Genomic DNA, 15,794 nt, shown 5'->3' on the forward strand with positions numbered 1-15,794 from the left:
CCGATCGCCCCGGCCCCGGCGCCCAGCGTGCCTCCCGTGCCCCGGGCCCCCGGCGTGCGGGGCCTGGAGATAGCCGTGCCCGCCTACGTCTGGGCCGACGACCCGATGCTCGTCGAACTCACCGCCACCGGCCCGGCCGCCTCCGTCGTCGTCCTCAACCCGGGCAACGGAGACTCCCCGTTCGACGCCCCCTGGCGGGCCCGCGCCGACGCCCTGCGCGCCGGGACCACCGCCACCGGCGAGAAGACCAAGGTGCTGGGCTACGTCCACACCGACCACGGCAACCGTGACACCGCCGCCGTCAAGGCCTCCGTCGACAACTACCTGAGGACTCCCGACGGCCGCCTCCACGTGGACGGCATCTTCTTCGACGTGGTCAGCCGCGACTGCGGTCCGGCCAACGCCACCCGCGACCACTACGCGGAGCTGCGCCGGTACGTCCAGGACACCATGGAGGCCGTCGCCCCCGGAGCCGCGGACCTGGTCGTCAACAACCCCGGTACGGCCATCGCCGACTGCTACCTGGAGCCCGGCCACCGCACCGCCGACGTCTTCGTCACGTACGAGGACGCGTACGCGGCCTACACGGGCGGCGGCTGGCTCGGCGGCAACGTGTTCAACGATGTCACCGGCTACCGCTCGGGCGCCGAACTCGACCCGAGCGGAACCGCGTTCTGGCACCTGGTCCACGACGTCCCGGACGCGACCGCGATGCGCGCCACCCTGCGCACCGCGTTCGAGCGCGGCGCGGGCTACGCCTACGCGACCAGCACGGAGATGCCGAACCCCTGGAACGCGCAGCCCGATTGGAAGTACCGCTCCCAGACCCTGTACGCGTCCAGCCTCGGCTGAGGCGGACACCGCCCGTCAGAACGCGTCGATCTCGACCGTCCGGCCGTCGGGGTCCACGCGCCGGTGCCGCCCCGGGGCGAGCGGCGGGATCGCGGCGCCCCCACCGACGGCCAGCCCCAGGCGCAGGTCGCCGGTCCGGCGGTCGTCGCGGTCCGGGTAGAGCTCGAAGACCGTGCCGTCCGCGAGGACGGCCGCGTAGTGCTCGGGGCCGCGGCCGTGGCGTTCCGGCGTGAACGCCAGGCCGAGCTCCGCGTAGAACCGGCGGCAGTCCTCCAGCCGCGGTGTGTACAGCACCAGCAGCGTCAACCGGGCCGCGGACGGCCGCGGTTCGCCGCCGGTGGCGGCGTCCGTCGGCGTGGCGGGTCCTGCGGCCGGGGAGTCCATGCGCCCGAGTGTACGAGCGAGCGGTCCGGGCCCGGCAAGATCCGAAGGGACGGGCTACCGGCCGTCGTTCTCCGGGCGGCGGGCGAACCTCCACAGGAGGTGCGTCACCCGGAGCAGGAAGACCGTGCCGGCCAGGACGCCGCCCACCACCGCCAGGGTCCGTCTGGTGGCGGGGGAGAGGCCGAGGGCCGGGGCCGGGCCGTACACCGCCGCGAAGGTGAGCACGGCGGCGCAGCCGCCGCTGACGAACGCGTAGGCGATCTCGATCGTGATCGCGTCCCGGTCCGCCTGACTGCGTCGCCCCGTCGGTCGCCCCATGCGCGCAGTGTCACAGCGCGCGGAGCACCGCCACAAGGACGCCTCCCGCCGGCGGATCAGATTCCGGCCGTCTCCACCCAGAGCCGCGCCAGTCCCGCGTCGCCCGTCACACCCGGCCCGGTGAGCGGCACCCGGTTCCACAGGGCCGTGTACAGCCAGGCCGCCCCGCCCGTCAGCGTGCAGTCGGCCGCTTCCCCTTCCACCTCGCCCCGTACCGTCCGCGCCGGCTCCTTGGACAGGTGCACGGTCCACACCGCGCCCGTGTCGGAGGCGTGCACCCGCATCACCCGCGGCTCCGCCGTCCGCACCGTGCTCTGCGGCCGCGCGTGGAAGCCGGTGAGCAGCTCGTCCACCCCGTCCTCCGCGAACGCGGGCTCCACCGCCCCGAACGGCCTGCCCAGCGCCGCCTCGGCGTCGATCCGGTGCATGGTGGTCTCGTGGGCCTGGCGCCGCGCCCAGAACGCCAGCGGCGACGGCGGCGCCGTAGGCAGGAAGGTCCAGCACTGCACGTCGGCCGGCGCCTCGGTCAGGGCCCGCACCAGCGCCGCGTGGCCCTCGCGGAACCAGGTCAGCAGCTCCGCGCCGGTGAACTCCGGTGCGACGGGGAACGGCACGCGCTCGCTGCGGCCCTCGGCCACGTACCCGGTCGCCCAGCGGTGCACGGATCCGGTGTGCCGCAGCAGATCGGAGACCCGCCACTCGGGGCAGGCGGGCACGAAGGCGTCCGTACCGGCCCGTTCGGCGGCGTCGGCGAGCGCTTCGCCCTCGCGGGCGACGGTCTTCACGTAGTCGGTGATCTCCATGGCGGGAGTCTGCCAGCCGGGACGCACAATGGAGGGCATGGACGGGGAACTCTTCCCGCGCGAGCTCTTCCCGCGCGAGCGGACCGAGATCGTTCCGGGCGCCGTGCACGTGCCGGACTGGCTGGAGCCCTCCCTGCAGCGGGAGTTGCTGGACGCCTGCCGCGCCTGGGCCCGGCCGCCCGCCGGGCTGCGCACCGTGCGCACACCGGGCGGCGGGACGATGACCGCGCGACAGGTGTGCCTGGGGCTGCACTGGTATCCGTACGGGTACGCGGCCACCGCCGTGGACGGGGACGGGGCGCCGGTCAAGCCGATGCCCGACTGGCTCGCGCGGCTGGGGCGGGACGCCGTGACCGCCGCGTACGCAGACGCCCCGGGCGCCGTGACCGCCGCGTACGGCGGCGCCCCGCACTCCGGCACCGGATGCGACGGCATCGCGTACGACGATCTCGCGTACGACATCGCCCTGGTCAACTTCTACGACGGCGACTCCCGCATGGGCATGCACCGTGACGCCGAGGAGCGCTCCGAGGCGCCGGTGGTCTCGTTCAGCCTGGGTGATTCTTGCCTCTTCCGCTTCGGCAACACGGACTCGCGCGGGCGTCCGTATCGGGACGTAGAGCTGCGCAGCGGGGATCTGTTCGTCTTCGGCGGACCGGTCCGACGGGCCTATCACGGGGTGCCGAAGGTCCTGCCCGGCACCGCTCCGGCGGCCCTCGGCCTGACCGGGCGGCTGAACATCACACTCAGGGTCGGCGGGCTGGGCAGGCCGACGGCGTCCCAGGGGCTCCGATCATGCGAGTATCGCTGTCATGAACGGCAACGGGGCCCCGCCGCGGGTGGGGGATGTGACCACGGTGTCCGCTGGGACCAACGGGACTGACGCGACTGACGGGACGGACAGGACCGAGGGGACGGCCGGTCCCGCCCCGGCCTCCGGTCCTTCCCCGGCCGCGTACGCCGGCTCCGCGCGGACCAAGCTCGAGCGCGGCCGCGGTGCGCTCGGCCCGGCGCTGGAGCTCGTCCACACCGGCCGGGCCCCGACCCGCGCCGTCCTCACCGCCGAGCTCGGCGTCACCCGCGCCACCGCCGGAGCCGTCGCCGCCGAACTGGAGGCGCTCGGCCTGATCCGCGTCGATTCCCGCCCCGGCGGGGCCGGCGGAGCCCAGGGCCGGCCCTCGCACCGGCTCTCCGTGGACGAGGACGGCCCGGTGGCGCTGGCCGCGCAGGTGCACTCGGACGGGTTCCGGGCCGCCCTGGTCGGCCTCGGCGGCCGGATCGTGGCCACCGCACCCGGCCGGGTGCCCGTCTCCGAGGACCCCGCCCAGGTGCTCGGCGCGGTCGTCGAAGCCGGCGCCGCGCTGCTCGCGCAGACCGGCCGGCGCTGCATCGGAGCCGGGCTCGCGGTGCCCTCGGCGGTCGCGGAGCCCGAGGGCACGGCCCTGAACCCGCTGCACCTGGCGTGGCCGGCCGGATCTCCGGTCCGGGCGATCTTCGCCGAGCGCGTGAAGGCGGCCGGCATCGACGGCCCGGCGCTGACCGGCAACGACGTCAACCTCGCCGCGCTCGCCGAACACCGGCACGGCGCGGGCCGCAGCGCCCAGCACCTGCTGTGCGTGGCCACCGGCCACCGCGGGGTCGGCGGGGCGCTCGTCCTGGACGGGCGTCTGCACAGCGGGAGTTCGGGGCTGGCCCTGGAGGTCGGCCACCTCACCGTGAACCCGGAGGGGCGCGCCTGCCACTGCGGCAGCCGCGGCTGCCTCGACGTGGAGGCCGACCCGCTGGCCTTCCTCACCGCCGCCGGGCGCACGCCCGGCCCCGAGGTCTCGCTGCTCCAGCAGGCCCGCGACCTGCTGCGCGACGAGGCCGCGGACCCGGGGGTGCGGGCCGCCGTCGAGGAGCTCATCGACCGGCTCGGGCTGGGCCTCGCGGGCCTGGTGAACATCCTGAATCCGGACCGGATCATCCTCGGCGGACTCCACCGCGAGCTGCTCCACGCCGACCCCGAGCGGCTGCGCGCGGTGGTCGCGGACCGCAGCCTGTGGGGGCGCAGCGGAGGCGTGCCGATCCTGCCCTGCACGCTCGACCACAACAGCCTGGTCGGCGCCGCAGAGCTGGCGTGGCAGCCCGTCCTGGACGACCCGCTCGGAGCCCTGGGCGCGGCGGCCTGACGGCTTGACGGGCCCCTGCGGGCTGCCCGGCGGACGGAGCGCCCTGACCGCTCGACGGGCCCTGCGGGCTTCCCCGCGGCCGGAGTGCTACCCGGGCCTGGCACCGACCGACGCCGCCACCGGCAGGCCGGCGGAGACGGGATCCGCCGGGACGGCCGCGGGCGGGGCCGGGGCAAGGCCTCGTACGGGCTTGTCGGCCAGGATCACCGGGAGCCGGTCCGGCGCGGCCGGGCCCGGCGCCGCGCGCAGGGAGAACCACACCACCTTGCCCGGGCCGTCGGCCTGGTGCCGCGCCCCCCACGCCTCGCTGACGGCCTCGACGAGCGCGAGCCCGCGTCCGGAGGTCTCCAGAGCGCCGGCCTCGACGGGCCGGAGCACCGGGAGGCGCGGATCGCTGTCGTGGACGGAGACGGTCAGCCGGCCGAGGCGGAGCTCGATCTCGACCGTGCAGGTCTTGTCCGGCTGCGCGTGGCGGTGGACGTTGCTGAGCAGCTCCGTCACGCCGAGCGCAGCCCGGTCTATGAGCGGATCGAGCTGCCAGTGGCGCAGTTGCGCGGAAACGATTCGGCGGATCTGTCCGATCCGCAAGGGCAGGGCCTGCAGTTCCACCACGCAGTGCCTGCGGGAATGACTGATCACGGCTGCGACTCCCCGACATCAGTGTTACGGGTGCTGCACCCTCGGTGATACCTCCCCAGGGTCACCCACAGTGCGCCGCGGTGCAACCGAATGCGATCGAAAGGGATCCGTATGGATACCCAAAGTGACTGTTTGTGCAGGTGAGCGGGGTACATTGCGAAAGCGGGCGGGGAAGAGAAACACCCCGGTAAGCACCCGGGACATCGGGAAGTACGAAGGAGCACGGCGCATGAGCACCACCGCTACGACCGCCACGACCATCGACGTCGACCGCAGCGACGCGGACTACCGGGCCTGGCTGAAGGAGGCCGTCCGCAAGGTCCAGGCGGACGCCAACCGCTCGGCCGACACACACCTGCTGCGCTTCCCGCTCCCCGAGGCCTGGGGCATCGACCTGTACCTGAAGGACGAGTCCACCCACCCGACGGGCTCCCTCAAGCACCGCCTGGCGCGCTCGCTGTTCCTCTACGCCCTGTGCAACGGCTGGATCCGCCCCGGACGGCCCGTCATCGAGGCCTCGTCCGGTTCCACCGCCGTCTCGGAGGCGTACTTCGCCAAGCTGATCGGCGTCCCGTTCATCGCCGTGATGCCGCGCACCACGAGCCCCGAGAAGTGCCGGCTCATCGAATTCCACGGCGGCGAATGCCACTTCGTCGACGACTCGATGAAGATGTACGAGGAGTCGGCCGAGCTCGCCGCCCGGACCGGCGGGCACTACATGGACCAGTTCACGTACGCCGAGCGCGCGACCGACTGGCGCGGGAACAACAACATCGCGGAGTCGATGTACCAGCAGCTGCGCCTGGAGCGTTACCCCGAGCCCGCGTGGATCGTGGCGACGGCCGGCACGGGCGGCACCTCCGCCACCATCGCGCGCTACGTGCACTACATGCAGCACGACACCCGCATCTGCGTCCCGGACCCGGAGAACTCCTGCTTCTTCGACGGCTGGACCGACAACGACCCGCACGCGACCAGCGATTGCGGATCGCGCATCGAGGGCATCGGCCGCCCCCGGATGGAGCCGAGCTTCGTTCCGGGCGCCATCGACCGCATGATGCGGGTCCCGGACGCGGCGAGCATCGCGGCCTGCCGCGCACTGGAGGCGGCGATCGGCCGCAAGGCGGGCGGTTCCACCGGTACGGGGCTGTGGAGCGCGCTGAAGATCGTCTCGGAGATGGTGGCCGAGGGCCGCACCGGCAGCGTCGTCACGCTGCTCTGCGACCCGGGCGACCGCTACCTGGACAAGTACTACTCCGACGAATGGGTCGCGGCGCAGGGGCTCGACCTCGCCCCGTACGCGCTGACGCTCGAGACCATGCTGACGACCGGGGTGTGGCGCGAACCCACCGCCTAAACGTTTCCTCTGGCAGGGCCTGGCCGGGCCCGGGTCCGCTGGCTACGCTGTGCGGACTTTGGGCACGGCACGGGGCGGGGAGACATGGCGGAGTTCGAGGACGCGCGGTACCAGGACGCGGAATTCAGGGACGGCTCCGGCGCCGTCCGACGGGGTGGCGGTGGCGCGGGCGAACCGGCTTTCGGCGGGCGGTCGTTGACCTGTCCCCGGTGCGGCCGGGAGGACCAGGTGCTGGGGGTATCCGCCGCATTCCTGCGCGCCAAGGCCGATTTGCGGGTGGAGCAGGGCAGCGGGGAGGACGCCAAGGTCACGACCCGCGAGGTGAACTCGGCGCTGGGCAAGGCCCTCGCGGTCGTACCCGAGGAGCCGTCCAACGCCTCCGTGGGCTGCTCCGGCATGTTCCTCCTCCTCGTCTCGATCGGCACCTTCATCTGGGGCGCGTTCCAGGGCAAGTGGTTCGACCGGGCCGCCGCCACCCGGTTCGTCGTGGAGCCGGGTGGTGGCCGCTTCGTCACCGACCCGCCCCTGACCTGGCTGGGAGTGGTCTCCGGAGCCTCGCTGCTGTTGGGCGCGATCCTGGTCGTCGTTGGTGGCCGGGCCGTACGGGCCTGGCGCCGCCGGACCGAACCGGGACGAGCGGCCGCCGACCGCGTCTGGGCGGAGGGCTGGTACTGCGGCCGCTGCGGCACGGTCCACTTCGACGGCGAACGGGCCATGTCCTTGCAGGAGTTCCGGACGCGCGTCTGGTCGGCGGGCGGCTACGGGGACCTGGCCGTGCGGCATCCGGCGATCTGAACCGTGACAGAGCTGTGGCGATAGCCCCGTAGGCGTGGTCCGGCCGGCGGCCTACGCTGTGCGGACTTTCGATCATCGCGGGCCTCGGGGGAATCATGGCGGGTATCGAGTACAACAAGCCGGAGCGGGACGGGCGTTCGCGGGACCGCGTCCCGGCTGCGTCATCGGACTCAGGGGCGGCCGGGTCGGGCGGGAACGGCGGCGGGCACGGCGACGACGGCCGAGGCGCGCCTGCCGCCCTCGTGTGCCCCGGCTGCGGCCGCTCCGACGAAGTGCGGGCGGTCCAGGCGGTGTTCCTGGACGGGCACCGGCACGTCGGGGTGGAGACGGGCGCCGGCTCCGAGCGGCGGACCAGCACCCGGGAGGTGGTCTCGCGACTCGCGCAGGCGCTGGCGCCGGCCCCGCCCAAACCGACGGTCGGCGGGCGGGGATGCCTGGGCGTGTTCCTCGTGGTGCTGTCGGTCGCCGCGTTCATGATCGGGTCCCTGAAGGGGCACTGGTTCACCGAGGGCTCCGGACCGGAGGGCGACCTCGTCCACCTCGCTGTGATCTCGCCCGCCGCACTGCTGATCGCCGTCCTGCTCTTCGGCTCCGCCACCCGCGTCCGGCGGGCCTTCCGGGCCCGGACGGAGCCGGGCCTCGCCGCCGCCGAGCGGCTCTGGCTCCAAGGCTGGTACTGCGCGCGCTGCGCCAAGGTCCACTTCGAGGGCGAGTCCGAGGCCCTGACCCTCCAGGAGTTCCGCGTACGGGTGTGGACGGCCGGGGGCTACGGGGACCTGGCGCGGACGCGTCCGGCGGTGGACTTCACCGTCGCCGGCCGGCCGGCCGGCTCCTAGCGATCGGCTCCTACTGATCCGCCCCGCTCCGGTCCGCCAGTCGCCGGTCCAGCGTGCGCACCGCCGTGCGGAAGGAGTGGCCGAGGCCCGGGCGGGCGGCGACGACGGCGAACCGGAAGGGGGCCGATCCGTCCGCCGCGAAGGTCCACCGGACGTGCGTGCCCGAGCCGTCGGGGGTGAGCCGCCACTCCTCCAACAGGGCCCGCAGGCCCGGGGCGTTCGTCTCGTCGACCCGGTACGCGTAGCGCTGCTCCGGATCCGCGGCCATGATCGTCTCCTGGAAGCGGACCCCGCCCATCAGCTTGATCTCGCGTCCCGCGCCCCCGTGCGTCGGCCGGGACAGGGTGACCGCCCGGAACCAGCTGGACCAGCCCTCGACCTCCTCGGCCAGTGCCCGGTACACGGTCTCGGGCGCCGCCGCGGCGCGGGCGGTGAAGGTCAGGCGTACGGGGGCGTCCTCGATGAAGTCCAGCCCCACGGGGCGCAGTCGGCTGGCCATGGCGGTAACTCCCTGGGTTCGGTGGACGTCCGGCGGTCTGCACCTTAGCTGGCGGCCCGTCAGATGTCCGCAGCGGGGTGCCGAACTCGTTTCGCGGACCCGGTCCCGGCCGGGACAATGCGGTGCATGCTTATCAGAGCAGCGCACATCGACGAACTGTCCCTCCTGCAGGACATCGAGCGGGCCGCCGGGGAATGCTTCCGGGCCATCGGGATGCCGGAGATCGCCGACGACGAACCGCTTCCGCTGGAGGAACTCCTCGGCTACCGGAAGGCCGGGCTGGCCTGGGTCGCGGCCGACGGGGCGGCGACGGGACTGGGACCGGGGCCGGGGTCGGGGACAGGACCGGGGACAGGACCGGGAACCCCCGTCGGCTACCTCATCGCCGACCGGGTCGACGGCAACCTGCACGTCGAGCAGGTGTCGGTGCACCCGGACCGCGCCCACCGCCGCATCGGACGGTCCCTGCTGGAACACCTGGCGGAGCACGCCAGGGCCGAGGGCGCACCCGCCCTGACCCTGACCACCTTCACCGACGTGCCGTGGAACGCCCCGTACTACGCCCGCTGCGGGTTCCGGACCCTGGACGAGAGCGGCCTGGGCCCCGGCCTGCGCGAGATCCGCGACCGGGAGGCCGTGCACGGACTCGACCGCTGGCCCCGGGTGTGCATGCGCCGGGACCTGTGAGCCGGCGCCCGGTCAGGGCGCCCGCACCCGGGATTCCACGAGACCGGTGAGATCCGGGAGGTCCGCGGGGTTCGGGAGGTCCGGAAGGTCCGGGAGGTCTTCCGGGAACAGCAGGGTGAGCTCCTCCGTACTCGGCTCCGACAGCTGCGCCACCCGCCCCGCGTGCCGCTCGACCATCGACTCGAAGGTCTGGCGGGCGGTGCGGCCGTTGCCGAAGGCCGGTCCCTTGGGCAGGTCCGTGAAGTACGTCAGCAGCGCCTCGGAGGTCTTCTCGCCGAGGAGGTACTCGTGCTCCTCGGCCTGCTGTTCCACGATCCGCAGGAGCTCCTCGGGCCCGTAGTCCCCGAAGGTGATGGTCCGGGAGAAGCGCGAGGCCACTCCCGGGTTGACGGTCAGGAAGCGGTCCATCTCCGCCGTGTACCCGGCGACGATCACCACCACCGCGTCGCGGTGGTCCTCCATCAGCTTGACCAGGGTGTCGATGGCCTCGCGTCCGAAGTCGCGGCCGGAGTCCTCGGGGGCCAGCGCGTACGCCTCGTCGATGAACAGCACTCCGCCGCGCGCCCGTTCGAAGGCCTCCTGGGTGCGGATCGCGGTGGACCCGATGTGCTCGCCGACCAGGTCCACCCGGGAGACCTCCACCAGGTGGCCGCGCTCCAGCACCCCGAGGGAGGCCAGGATCTCCCCGTACAGCCGGGCCACGGTCGTCTTGCCGGTGCCGGGGGAGCCGGTGAAGACCAGGTGGCGGCGGACCGAGGCCGCCTTGAGGCCCGCCCGCTGACGCCTGCGGCCCACCTCGATCATGTCGGTGAGCGCGCGGACCTCGCGCTTGACGCTGTCCAGGCCCACGAGCGCGTCGAGCTGGCCCAGCACCTCGCCCGAACCCCGCCCGGCCGCGGCCGCGCCGGCCGCCGGGTCCGCCTCGTCGGCGGGCCGCTGTGCCGGCACCACCGCCCGGTCCACCGCCGGTGAGGCTACGAGGCCCTGCGCGGCCGTGACCGTACGGATTCCCGGGCGCTCCCCGGAGGGCGCCGATCCCGCGCCCGAGGCCGACTGCGCGGCGAGCCGGGGCCCCGACTCGTCGCTCGTGCACTCCTCGGCGAGCGGCCCGTCCTCGGCGAACTCGTAGCCCCCGCGCGCGCAGCGCTCGGTGTGGCAGCGGTGCAGGGTGGTGCGGCAGCCGTCGATGACGTGGAACCCGAAGCCGGAGCTGCCCGTCACCCGGCAGGCCGTGAAGGTGCCGCGCCCGCCCGCCGACACGTAGAACCCCGCCTCGGCGGGGGAGCTGACCGTGCACCGCTCCAGCGCGGGATCGGCGCCCTTGGTGACGATCACGCCGGTCTGCACGGAGTCGATGGTGCAGTTGGCGAGGGTGCCGCCGCTGCCGTGGTCACGGAACCAGGCCCCGGTCGCGGCCTCCCGGATCCGGCAGTCGTCCAGCTGGGCCGTGGCCCCGTCGCTCACCGACACGGCGGTGTTGCGCACCTGGGAGAGGTCGCTGTCCACGACGTCGGCGCGCGAACCCCGGTCCAGGACGAACAGCGCGTCCGGCACGTCGTGGACGCGGCAGGAGTCCAGCGAGGCGCTGGCCCCGTCGCTGATCCAGACGGCCGGGTAGTCACCGGTGCTGTCGTGGATCTCGCAGGATTCGGCGACGACGCGGGTACCGGGATCCCACACCGACAGGCCGTTGCGGCCGAAGCGGCGGACGGTGGTGCGGCTGAGCGTCAGCACGGAACGGGAACGCAGGTCCACCGCGTTCTCCGGGATGTCGTGGATGTCGCAGCCGGCGAGGGTCAGCACGGCGTCCGTGTCGAGGGTGACCCCGTCGGCCGAGGTGCGGTGGACCGCACAGTCGGTGAGCACGGCCGCGGCCCGCGCCGCGATCTGCACGCCGGCGCCCTTGATCTCGTAGACCTCGCAGCCCAGCGCCTCCAGGCCCGAGCCCTCGCCGGTCACCCCGATGCCCGCGCCCGTGGCGTGGTGGATCCGGCAGCGCTCCAGCCGGGGCCGGCCGCCGCTTCGCACCGAGACCCCGGTCTGCCCGGCGGCCACCACCTCGCACTCCTCGAACACCCCGCCGCCGCCGTCCAGTACGGCGATGCCGACCCCGGCCGGGTTCTCCACCGTGCAGCGGCGGACCAGCGGCCGGGCGCCGCTCCCGCGGACCTCGATGCCGGCCGCAGACCGGGTGCTGACCCGCAGGTCGGTCAGTTCGGGGGAGCCGTCCTCGACGAGCAGCGCGGGCGCCGTCCGGTCCTGGCCCTCCAGGTGCAGGTCCTGGACGACGGCCGAGGCACGGATGGTCAGCGCGACTCCGTCGAGCGGCGCGATCCGCACCGACCCCAGCGCCCCCTCCGGCCCGCGCAGGGTCACGGCGTGGTGCAGCACCAGGTTCTCCCGGTAGGTGCCGGGCGCGATGGACAGGACGTCGCCGTCGCCCGCCGCGGCCAGCGCGGCGGTCAGCGTCGGATATTCACCGGAGCGGCGACGCCATCGCGAGGTACCGCCGTGCGTCACCTGGACCGTGCCCTGAGCCATGGTGCTGTCGTGCCCCCACCCTCGTGTTCGCGTGTGAGTGTGCCGGTCCGTTCCGTATCCGTGCCCGCGCCCCGTGAGCGGCGCCCGCTTCGGAGCGGCCGCTCCAGCGCTCCACGGTAGCGCGCGCGGGGCCGGTGAGTTGCCAGGTCAGCTGCCCGCGTCCGCCCGGCCCCAGTCGGGTCCCGCCGCGGCCCACGCGCGGTCCAGCCGGATGTACCGCCGATGCATGAGCCTTCGTACGACGAGCCGGCGCACGGTCTCCACCAGAGCGGCGATCACGAGCGCGGCCGCGAGGCCCGCCGCCCCCGCGTGGAAACTCGCCGCGGCCGGGTCCAGGGGCTGCCCGACCAGCCGGCCGTGCGTGTCGGTCCATATCCGGAACCGGTCGCCGGGGCGCGGGGGTTCCTCCGCGGCCGGCACCGTCCCCTCGTGGCTGCTGCCGTCGGGCGCGGTCCACGAAGCGACGATCTGCGAACGCTGCGGGGTCTGCCGCTGCGCCGCGGGATCGGCGGACGCGCCCGCCGGAGGCTCCGGCGTCGGCCGGACCACCACCGCCGGTACGAGGTACCGCTCGTGCCGCTGTTCGCGCGCCGCACGCTGCAGCGTGCCGTCCACGCGCAGGCCCGCGGCCCAGCCGACGGCCGGAGCCACGACCAGGACGCACACCACGGCGGCGAACGCCACCCACGCCTCGAAGAGGTCAGTCCTGCGGCGCAGCGGATTGCGCCGCCAACGCCACACACCCATTGCTGTCCGCACGGTCCGGCTCCCCCAACTTCTGCCAGTCTCCGCCTGCCTGCCGTCCAAGCCTCCCGCATGCCCTGGTCACGCGCATTCGGAGACTCGCGAGACGTGTGTCACCCGGTCCGGCGCACACCTCTCGAATGATCCAACGGGCAGTTCACGGTGGTTGGTTCCAGCGATTCCCCAGAGCCCCCCGAAGGTGTCATTCCGGGTGGGCCCACCGGCCCTCAGTCCAGCACGCGGACCTCGTCCCCGACTCGGATCGTGCCGAGCCGCACCGGCACCAGCAGCCGTCCGAAGGCCAGCGACTTCCCGATCCGCCGGTGCTTGGCCAGGGTCTTGAGCGGCTCCTTGCCCCGCTCGGTGGTCACCTGGTCGGTGGTCGTCACGACGCAGCGCCCGCACTCGCGCGCCCCGCGGAAGACGGCGTCGCCGATCCCGACGCGCAGCCAGCCGTCCTCGGCCCAGGCCTCGGCACCCGAAACCACCACGTTCGGGCGGAAACGGTTCATCGGGAGCGGACCCTCGTCGGGGTGGTCCCCCTGGGAGATCAGCTCGTTGAGCGCGTCCAGGGAGGCCGGGGTGGTGACGAGCAGCGGATAGCCGTCGGCGAGGCTCACGGTCTCGCCGGGCAACGCGTAGTCCGGGTCCACGGGCCGCCGTACGGCGGGGTCGTCCAGGTGCGCCAGGCGCGCGGGCACCCCGAGGTACTCGGTGAACCAGTCGGCCGCGGCCCGCGCGGCCGTGACGGTCTCGATCTTGTCGCCGAAGAGCACGACAGGCTCCAGCGGCCCCGGTCCCGGTACCTCCACCGTCAGGTCCGCCATGCCCGGTGCCGACAGCGCTATCCCGCCGCTCCCCAGCGGACGGGCGCTCGCCAAGGCCAGCCGCGGCTGCTGGCGTTGGGTGATGACCGTACCCTCGCCGTCGACCACGGCCCACCGGCGGTCGTCGGACAGCCCCCAGGGCTCCACGGCCACCTCGTCGGGAGCTGTCCCCGCCAGCGACTTGACGGGATGGACGTGGAGCGACTGCACGCGCAAGTTAGACATGGGTGAATACTGCCAGTCGCCCTCAGGACCTCCGTGGCGACCTCGTCGGAGCGTGCGGTGCGGGCGCTGTGGGCGCCGCGCTCAGTAGCCGCGCCCCTGCTGCTGGTACGGACGGCCGTACGGGTCCTCGTACGAGGCGGCCGGCACGGGCGCGGGCTGCGCCTGCATCGGACGGGGCGCGGCCGGGCGCATCGCCTCGTACCCGGTGCCCGTGGCGACCGGACGGGGCTGCTGCGGCTGGGGCTGGGGGACGTATCCCGTGCGGGCCGCGAACGGCTGCTGCGGAATGTAGGGCGCGGGCGCCTGCTGGAGCGGCATCGGCGGCTGCATCTGTCCCATGTGGGCCATCTGCGGCATCGGCTGCGGGGCGGACTGCTGCTGGTACTGGTACCCGTACGACGGGGCGTGCTGCTGCGATACGGCCGGCGGAAGCGCGGCCGGAAGCGCGGGCAGCGAGGACGGGAGTGCCGGGAGGTACCCACCGCTCGAGTATCCGGAACTCGGTGACTCGTAGGCGGCCGGGACGCGGATCGGAGCGATCTGCGGAGTGCCGCGTTCGGCGACGAGGGAGTCGTAGATAGGGGTGTCCGGGAAGGAGGGCGCGGAGTAGTAACCGCCGCCATAAGTGGAGCGGGGGGAGGTCATGGACCTAAGTTAAGCCCACGACTTCACCGGGTCCATAGCAAGGTGTCACCAACACCGTCCTGACCTGCATATTCGCAGGTCAGGGCCACAGGTTTCACTTCTTCTTCACGTGCACGATTCGTCACTTCCACCCCGTCTTGCTCCTACTCGTACTCACCGGTTGGGTGTTGCGGCGACGGGGCCCCTCCGTGCACTGACAGAGAGTCACAAACCGGTGACCTCGGATGACATGATTTCGGGTGGGGACGACCGGTTTCAGGCGTCGCCGGGGCGGGCATAGGTACGGCCTTTCCATGCCGCTCCGCGTCCGCGGTAGTGCTGCACGGCCGAGTCGACGGTCATCAGGAGGTAGAGCAGCGCCGTGAGCGGAAGCAGCGGAGCGAGCGCCACCGGCTGGCGGTAGTAGCGCAGCATCGGCACGTAGGTGGCCGCCATCAGCAGCCAGGCCGACCCCCCGGCCCAGGCGACGACGGGGCGGCCCGCCGCAAGTCCGCCGAGGAGGGCGGCCGGCGGCACGAGGTAGACGAGGACCAGCCCGGCCACCGTCCCGGCCAGCAGCGCGGGCTGGTGGCGCAGTTGCGCGTAGGCGCTGCGCGAGACCATCCGCCACAGGTCCGCGAGGGAGGAGTACGGGCGCACGCTGTCCACCCGCTCCGCGAGGCCGAGCCAGATCCGCCCGCCGGTGCGCTGGACCGCGCGGGCGAGCGAGACGTCGTCGATGACGGCCTGTCGGATCGACTCCGGCACCCCGGCCCGCACCGCCGCCCCGGTGCGCAGCAGGACGCACCCGCCGGCGGCGGCCGCGGTACGGGTGCCCGGACGGTTGATCCACCGGAAGGGGTAGAGCTGCGCGAAGAAGTAGACGAACGCCGGGACGATCAGCCGCTCCCAGACGCCGACGGCGCGCAGCCGGGCCATCTGCGAGACCAGGTCGAGACCGGCCGACGTCGCCGCGGAGACCAGCTCGCGCAGGCTGTCGGGTTCGTGGGCGATGTCGGCGTCGGTGAGCAGCAGGAAGTCGGGCTCGACGAAACCGCCGTCGGGGGAGGGGTGGGCGGTACGGGCGTACTCGATGCCGTGCCGCAGCGCCCAGAGCTTGCCGGTCCAGCCGGGGCCGGGGTCGCCCGGGGAGACCACGGTGAGGGGGAGTCCGGGGTGCGCGCCGGCGAGCCGCCGGGCGAGGGCGGCCGTGCCGTCCGTGCTCCCGTCGTCGACCAGGACGATCTCGGCCTCGCCGGGATAGTCCTGCGCGAGCAGCGAGGGCAGGCTCAGCGGCAGCACCTCGGCCTCGTCCCTGGCCGGGACGACGATGGCCACCGACGGCCAGTGGCCGGGCGCACGGCGGGGCGGCAGCCGGGTGTCGGTCCGCCAGAACATGCCCTGGCCGAAGGTGAGCCAGAGCCAGACGGCGAGCGACGCGCACGCGGCGAGGAGGAGGAGACCCATCCCCGCAGTGTGCCGGGAACGGGGC

16 protein-coding genes and 1 pseudogene are annotated in these 15,794 nt (G+C 73.7%); 7 read left to right on the top strand and 10 right to left on the bottom strand.

What is annotated here, in order from left to right:
* The coding region (locus ACWGDE_RS24845) for a spherulation-specific family 4 protein (protein WP_453391229.1) at positions 1 to 852 on the top strand (852 nt) is incomplete at its 5' end.
* Between the two features lie 15 nt (positions 853 to 867).
* Here the strand turns inward: ACWGDE_RS24845 and ACWGDE_RS24850 are convergent.
* The 3 genes from ACWGDE_RS24850 to ACWGDE_RS24860 are packed head-to-tail and all read right to left on the bottom strand — an operon-like array spanning position 868 to position 2,357.
* On the bottom strand, positions 868 to 1,236 hold the full coding sequence (locus ACWGDE_RS24850; RefSeq protein ID WP_453391230.1) for a glyoxalase/bleomycin resistance/dioxygenase family protein: 369 nt from the start codon (positions 1,234 to 1,236) through the stop codon (positions 868 to 870).
* A gap of 54 nt (positions 1,237 to 1,290) precedes the next feature.
* Positions 1,291 to 1,554: a DUF6332 family protein gene (locus ACWGDE_RS24855; protein WP_453391231.1), complete on the bottom strand. Its 264-nt coding sequence runs from the start codon at positions 1,552 to 1,554 to the stop codon at positions 1,291 to 1,293.
* A gap of 56 nt (positions 1,555 to 1,610) precedes the next feature.
* On the bottom strand, positions 1,611 to 2,357 hold the full coding sequence (locus tag ACWGDE_RS24860; RefSeq protein ID WP_453391244.1) for a maleylpyruvate isomerase family mycothiol-dependent enzyme: 747 nt from the start codon (positions 2,355 to 2,357) through the stop codon (positions 1,611 to 1,613).
* Between the two features lie 37 nt (positions 2,358 to 2,394).
* Here ACWGDE_RS24860 and ACWGDE_RS24865 point away from each other — a divergent pair, with 37 nt between their 5' ends.
* Positions 2,395 to 3,240 carry an alpha-ketoglutarate-dependent dioxygenase AlkB family protein gene (locus ACWGDE_RS24865; protein WP_453391232.1) on the top strand — a complete coding sequence of 282 codons (846 nt, stop codon included), beginning with the start codon at positions 2,395 to 2,397 and terminating at the stop codon, positions 3,238 to 3,240.
* The gene (locus tag ACWGDE_RS24870; RefSeq protein ID WP_453391233.1) at positions 3,215 to 4,528 is read left to right on the top strand and encodes an ROK family protein; all 1,314 of its coding nucleotides are present in this window, start codon (positions 3,215 to 3,217) and stop codon (positions 4,526 to 4,528) included. The genes ACWGDE_RS24865 and ACWGDE_RS24870 overlap by 26 nt, the downstream gene beginning before the upstream one ends.
* A gap of 87 nt (positions 4,529 to 4,615) precedes the next feature.
* Here the strand turns inward: ACWGDE_RS24870 and ACWGDE_RS24875 are convergent, their stop codons facing one another.
* Positions 4,616 to 5,167, bottom strand: a complete 552-nt coding sequence (locus ACWGDE_RS24875) for an ATP-binding protein (protein WP_453391234.1) — start codon at positions 5,165 to 5,167, stop codon at positions 4,616 to 4,618.
* Positions 5,168 to 5,396: 229 nt separating this feature from the next.
* On the opposite strand from ACWGDE_RS24875, the gene ACWGDE_RS24880 reads away from it, so the two are divergent.
* The 3 genes from ACWGDE_RS24880 (at position 5,397) to ACWGDE_RS24890 (ending at position 8,155) form a co-directional block, all read left to right on the top strand.
* The gene (locus ACWGDE_RS24880; protein WP_453391235.1) at positions 5,397 to 6,524 is read left to right on the top strand and encodes a PLP-dependent cysteine synthase family protein; all 1,128 of its coding nucleotides are present in this window, start codon (positions 5,397 to 5,399) and stop codon (positions 6,522 to 6,524) included.
* Between the two features lie 228 nt (positions 6,525 to 6,752).
* Complete coding sequence (locus ACWGDE_RS24885) at positions 6,753 to 7,319, top strand: hypothetical protein (protein WP_453391236.1); 567 nt, start codon at positions 6,753 to 6,755, stop codon at positions 7,317 to 7,319.
* A gap of 95 nt (positions 7,320 to 7,414) precedes the next feature.
* Positions 7,415 to 8,155 carry a hypothetical protein gene (locus ACWGDE_RS24890; protein WP_453391237.1) on the top strand — a complete coding sequence of 247 codons (741 nt, stop codon included), beginning with the start codon at positions 7,415 to 7,417 and terminating at the stop codon, positions 8,153 to 8,155.
* A gap of 10 nt (positions 8,156 to 8,165) precedes the next feature.
* Here the strand turns inward: ACWGDE_RS24890 and ACWGDE_RS24895 are convergent, their stop codons facing one another.
* Positions 8,166 to 8,654, bottom strand: a complete 489-nt coding sequence (locus ACWGDE_RS24895) for an SRPBCC family protein (protein ID WP_453391238.1) — start codon at positions 8,652 to 8,654, stop codon at positions 8,166 to 8,168.
* Between the two features lie 126 nt (positions 8,655 to 8,780).
* Between ACWGDE_RS24895 and ACWGDE_RS24900 the strand changes: the two genes are divergently transcribed.
* Complete coding sequence (locus ACWGDE_RS24900) at positions 8,781 to 9,341, top strand: GNAT family N-acetyltransferase (protein ID WP_453391239.1); 561 nt, start codon at positions 8,781 to 8,783, stop codon at positions 9,339 to 9,341.
* 81 nt (positions 9,342 to 9,422) lie between these two features.
* Here the strand turns inward: ACWGDE_RS24900 and ACWGDE_RS24905 are convergent.
* The 5 genes and pseudogenes from ACWGDE_RS24905 to ACWGDE_RS24925 all read right to left on the bottom strand — a co-directional run.
* Positions 9,423 to 11,882: pseudogene (locus ACWGDE_RS24905) on the bottom strand (right-handed parallel beta-helix repeat-containing protein); the annotation flags it as partial.
* A 147-nt stretch (positions 11,883 to 12,029) separates the two neighbouring features.
* A complete protein-coding gene (locus ACWGDE_RS24910; protein WP_453391240.1) occupies positions 12,030 to 12,641 on the bottom strand; it encodes an Rv1733c family protein in 612 nt (203 codons plus the stop codon).
* Positions 12,642 to 12,853: 212 nt separating this feature from the next.
* Positions 12,854 to 13,678 (bottom strand): MOSC domain-containing protein, encoded by an 825-nt coding sequence (locus tag ACWGDE_RS24915; RefSeq protein WP_453391241.1) that lies wholly within the window; start codon positions 13,676 to 13,678, stop codon positions 12,854 to 12,856.
* 81 nt (positions 13,679 to 13,759) lie between these two features.
* A complete protein-coding gene (locus ACWGDE_RS24920; protein WP_453391242.1) occupies positions 13,760 to 14,323 on the bottom strand; it encodes a DUF6643 family protein in 564 nt (187 codons plus the stop codon).
* Positions 14,324 to 14,578: 255 nt separating this feature from the next.
* Entirely contained in the window at positions 14,579 to 15,769 is a 1,191-nt protein-coding gene (locus ACWGDE_RS24925; protein WP_453391243.1) for a glycosyltransferase, read from the bottom strand.
* Positions 15,770 to 15,794: the final 25 nt, after the last annotated feature.

The sequence above is a fragment of the Streptomyces sp. NPDC054956 genome (assembly GCF_053609185.1).

Bases quoted from the DNA above. Each gene is read 5' to 3' on its own strand.
- ACWGDE_RS24850 (WP_453391230.1), bottom strand. From the start codon at position 1,236: ATGGACTCCCCGGCCGCAGGACCCGCCACGCCGACGGACGCCGCCACC.
- ACWGDE_RS24855 (WP_453391231.1), bottom strand. From the start codon at position 1,554: ATGGGGCGACCGACGGGGCGACGCAGTCAGGCGGACCGGGACGCGATC.
- ACWGDE_RS24860 (WP_453391244.1), bottom strand. From the start codon at position 2,357: ATGGAGATCACCGACTACGTGAAGACCGTCGCCCGCGAGGGCGAAGCG.
- ACWGDE_RS24865 (WP_453391232.1), top strand. From the start codon at position 2,395: ATGGACGGGGAACTCTTCCCGCGCGAGCTCTTCCCGCGCGAGCGGACC.
- ACWGDE_RS24880 (WP_453391235.1), top strand. From the start codon at position 5,397: ATGAGCACCACCGCTACGACCGCCACGACCATCGACGTCGACCGCAGC.
- ACWGDE_RS24890 (WP_453391237.1), top strand. From the start codon at position 7,415: ATGGCGGGTATCGAGTACAACAAGCCGGAGCGGGACGGGCGTTCGCGG.
- ACWGDE_RS24895 (WP_453391238.1), bottom strand. From the start codon at position 8,654: ATGGCCAGCCGACTGCGCCCCGTGGGGCTGGACTTCATCGAGGACGCC.
- ACWGDE_RS24900 (WP_453391239.1), top strand. From the start codon at position 8,781: ATGCTTATCAGAGCAGCGCACATCGACGAACTGTCCCTCCTGCAGGAC.
- ACWGDE_RS24915 (WP_453391241.1), bottom strand. From the start codon at position 13,678: ATGTCTAACTTGCGCGTGCAGTCGCTCCACGTCCATCCCGTCAAGTCG.
- ACWGDE_RS24920 (WP_453391242.1), bottom strand. From the start codon at position 14,323: ATGACCTCCCCCCGCTCCACTTATGGCGGCGGTTACTACTCCGCGCCC.
- ACWGDE_RS24925 (WP_453391243.1), bottom strand. From the start codon at position 15,769: ATGGGTCTCCTCCTCCTCGCCGCGTGCGCGTCGCTCGCCGTCTGGCTC.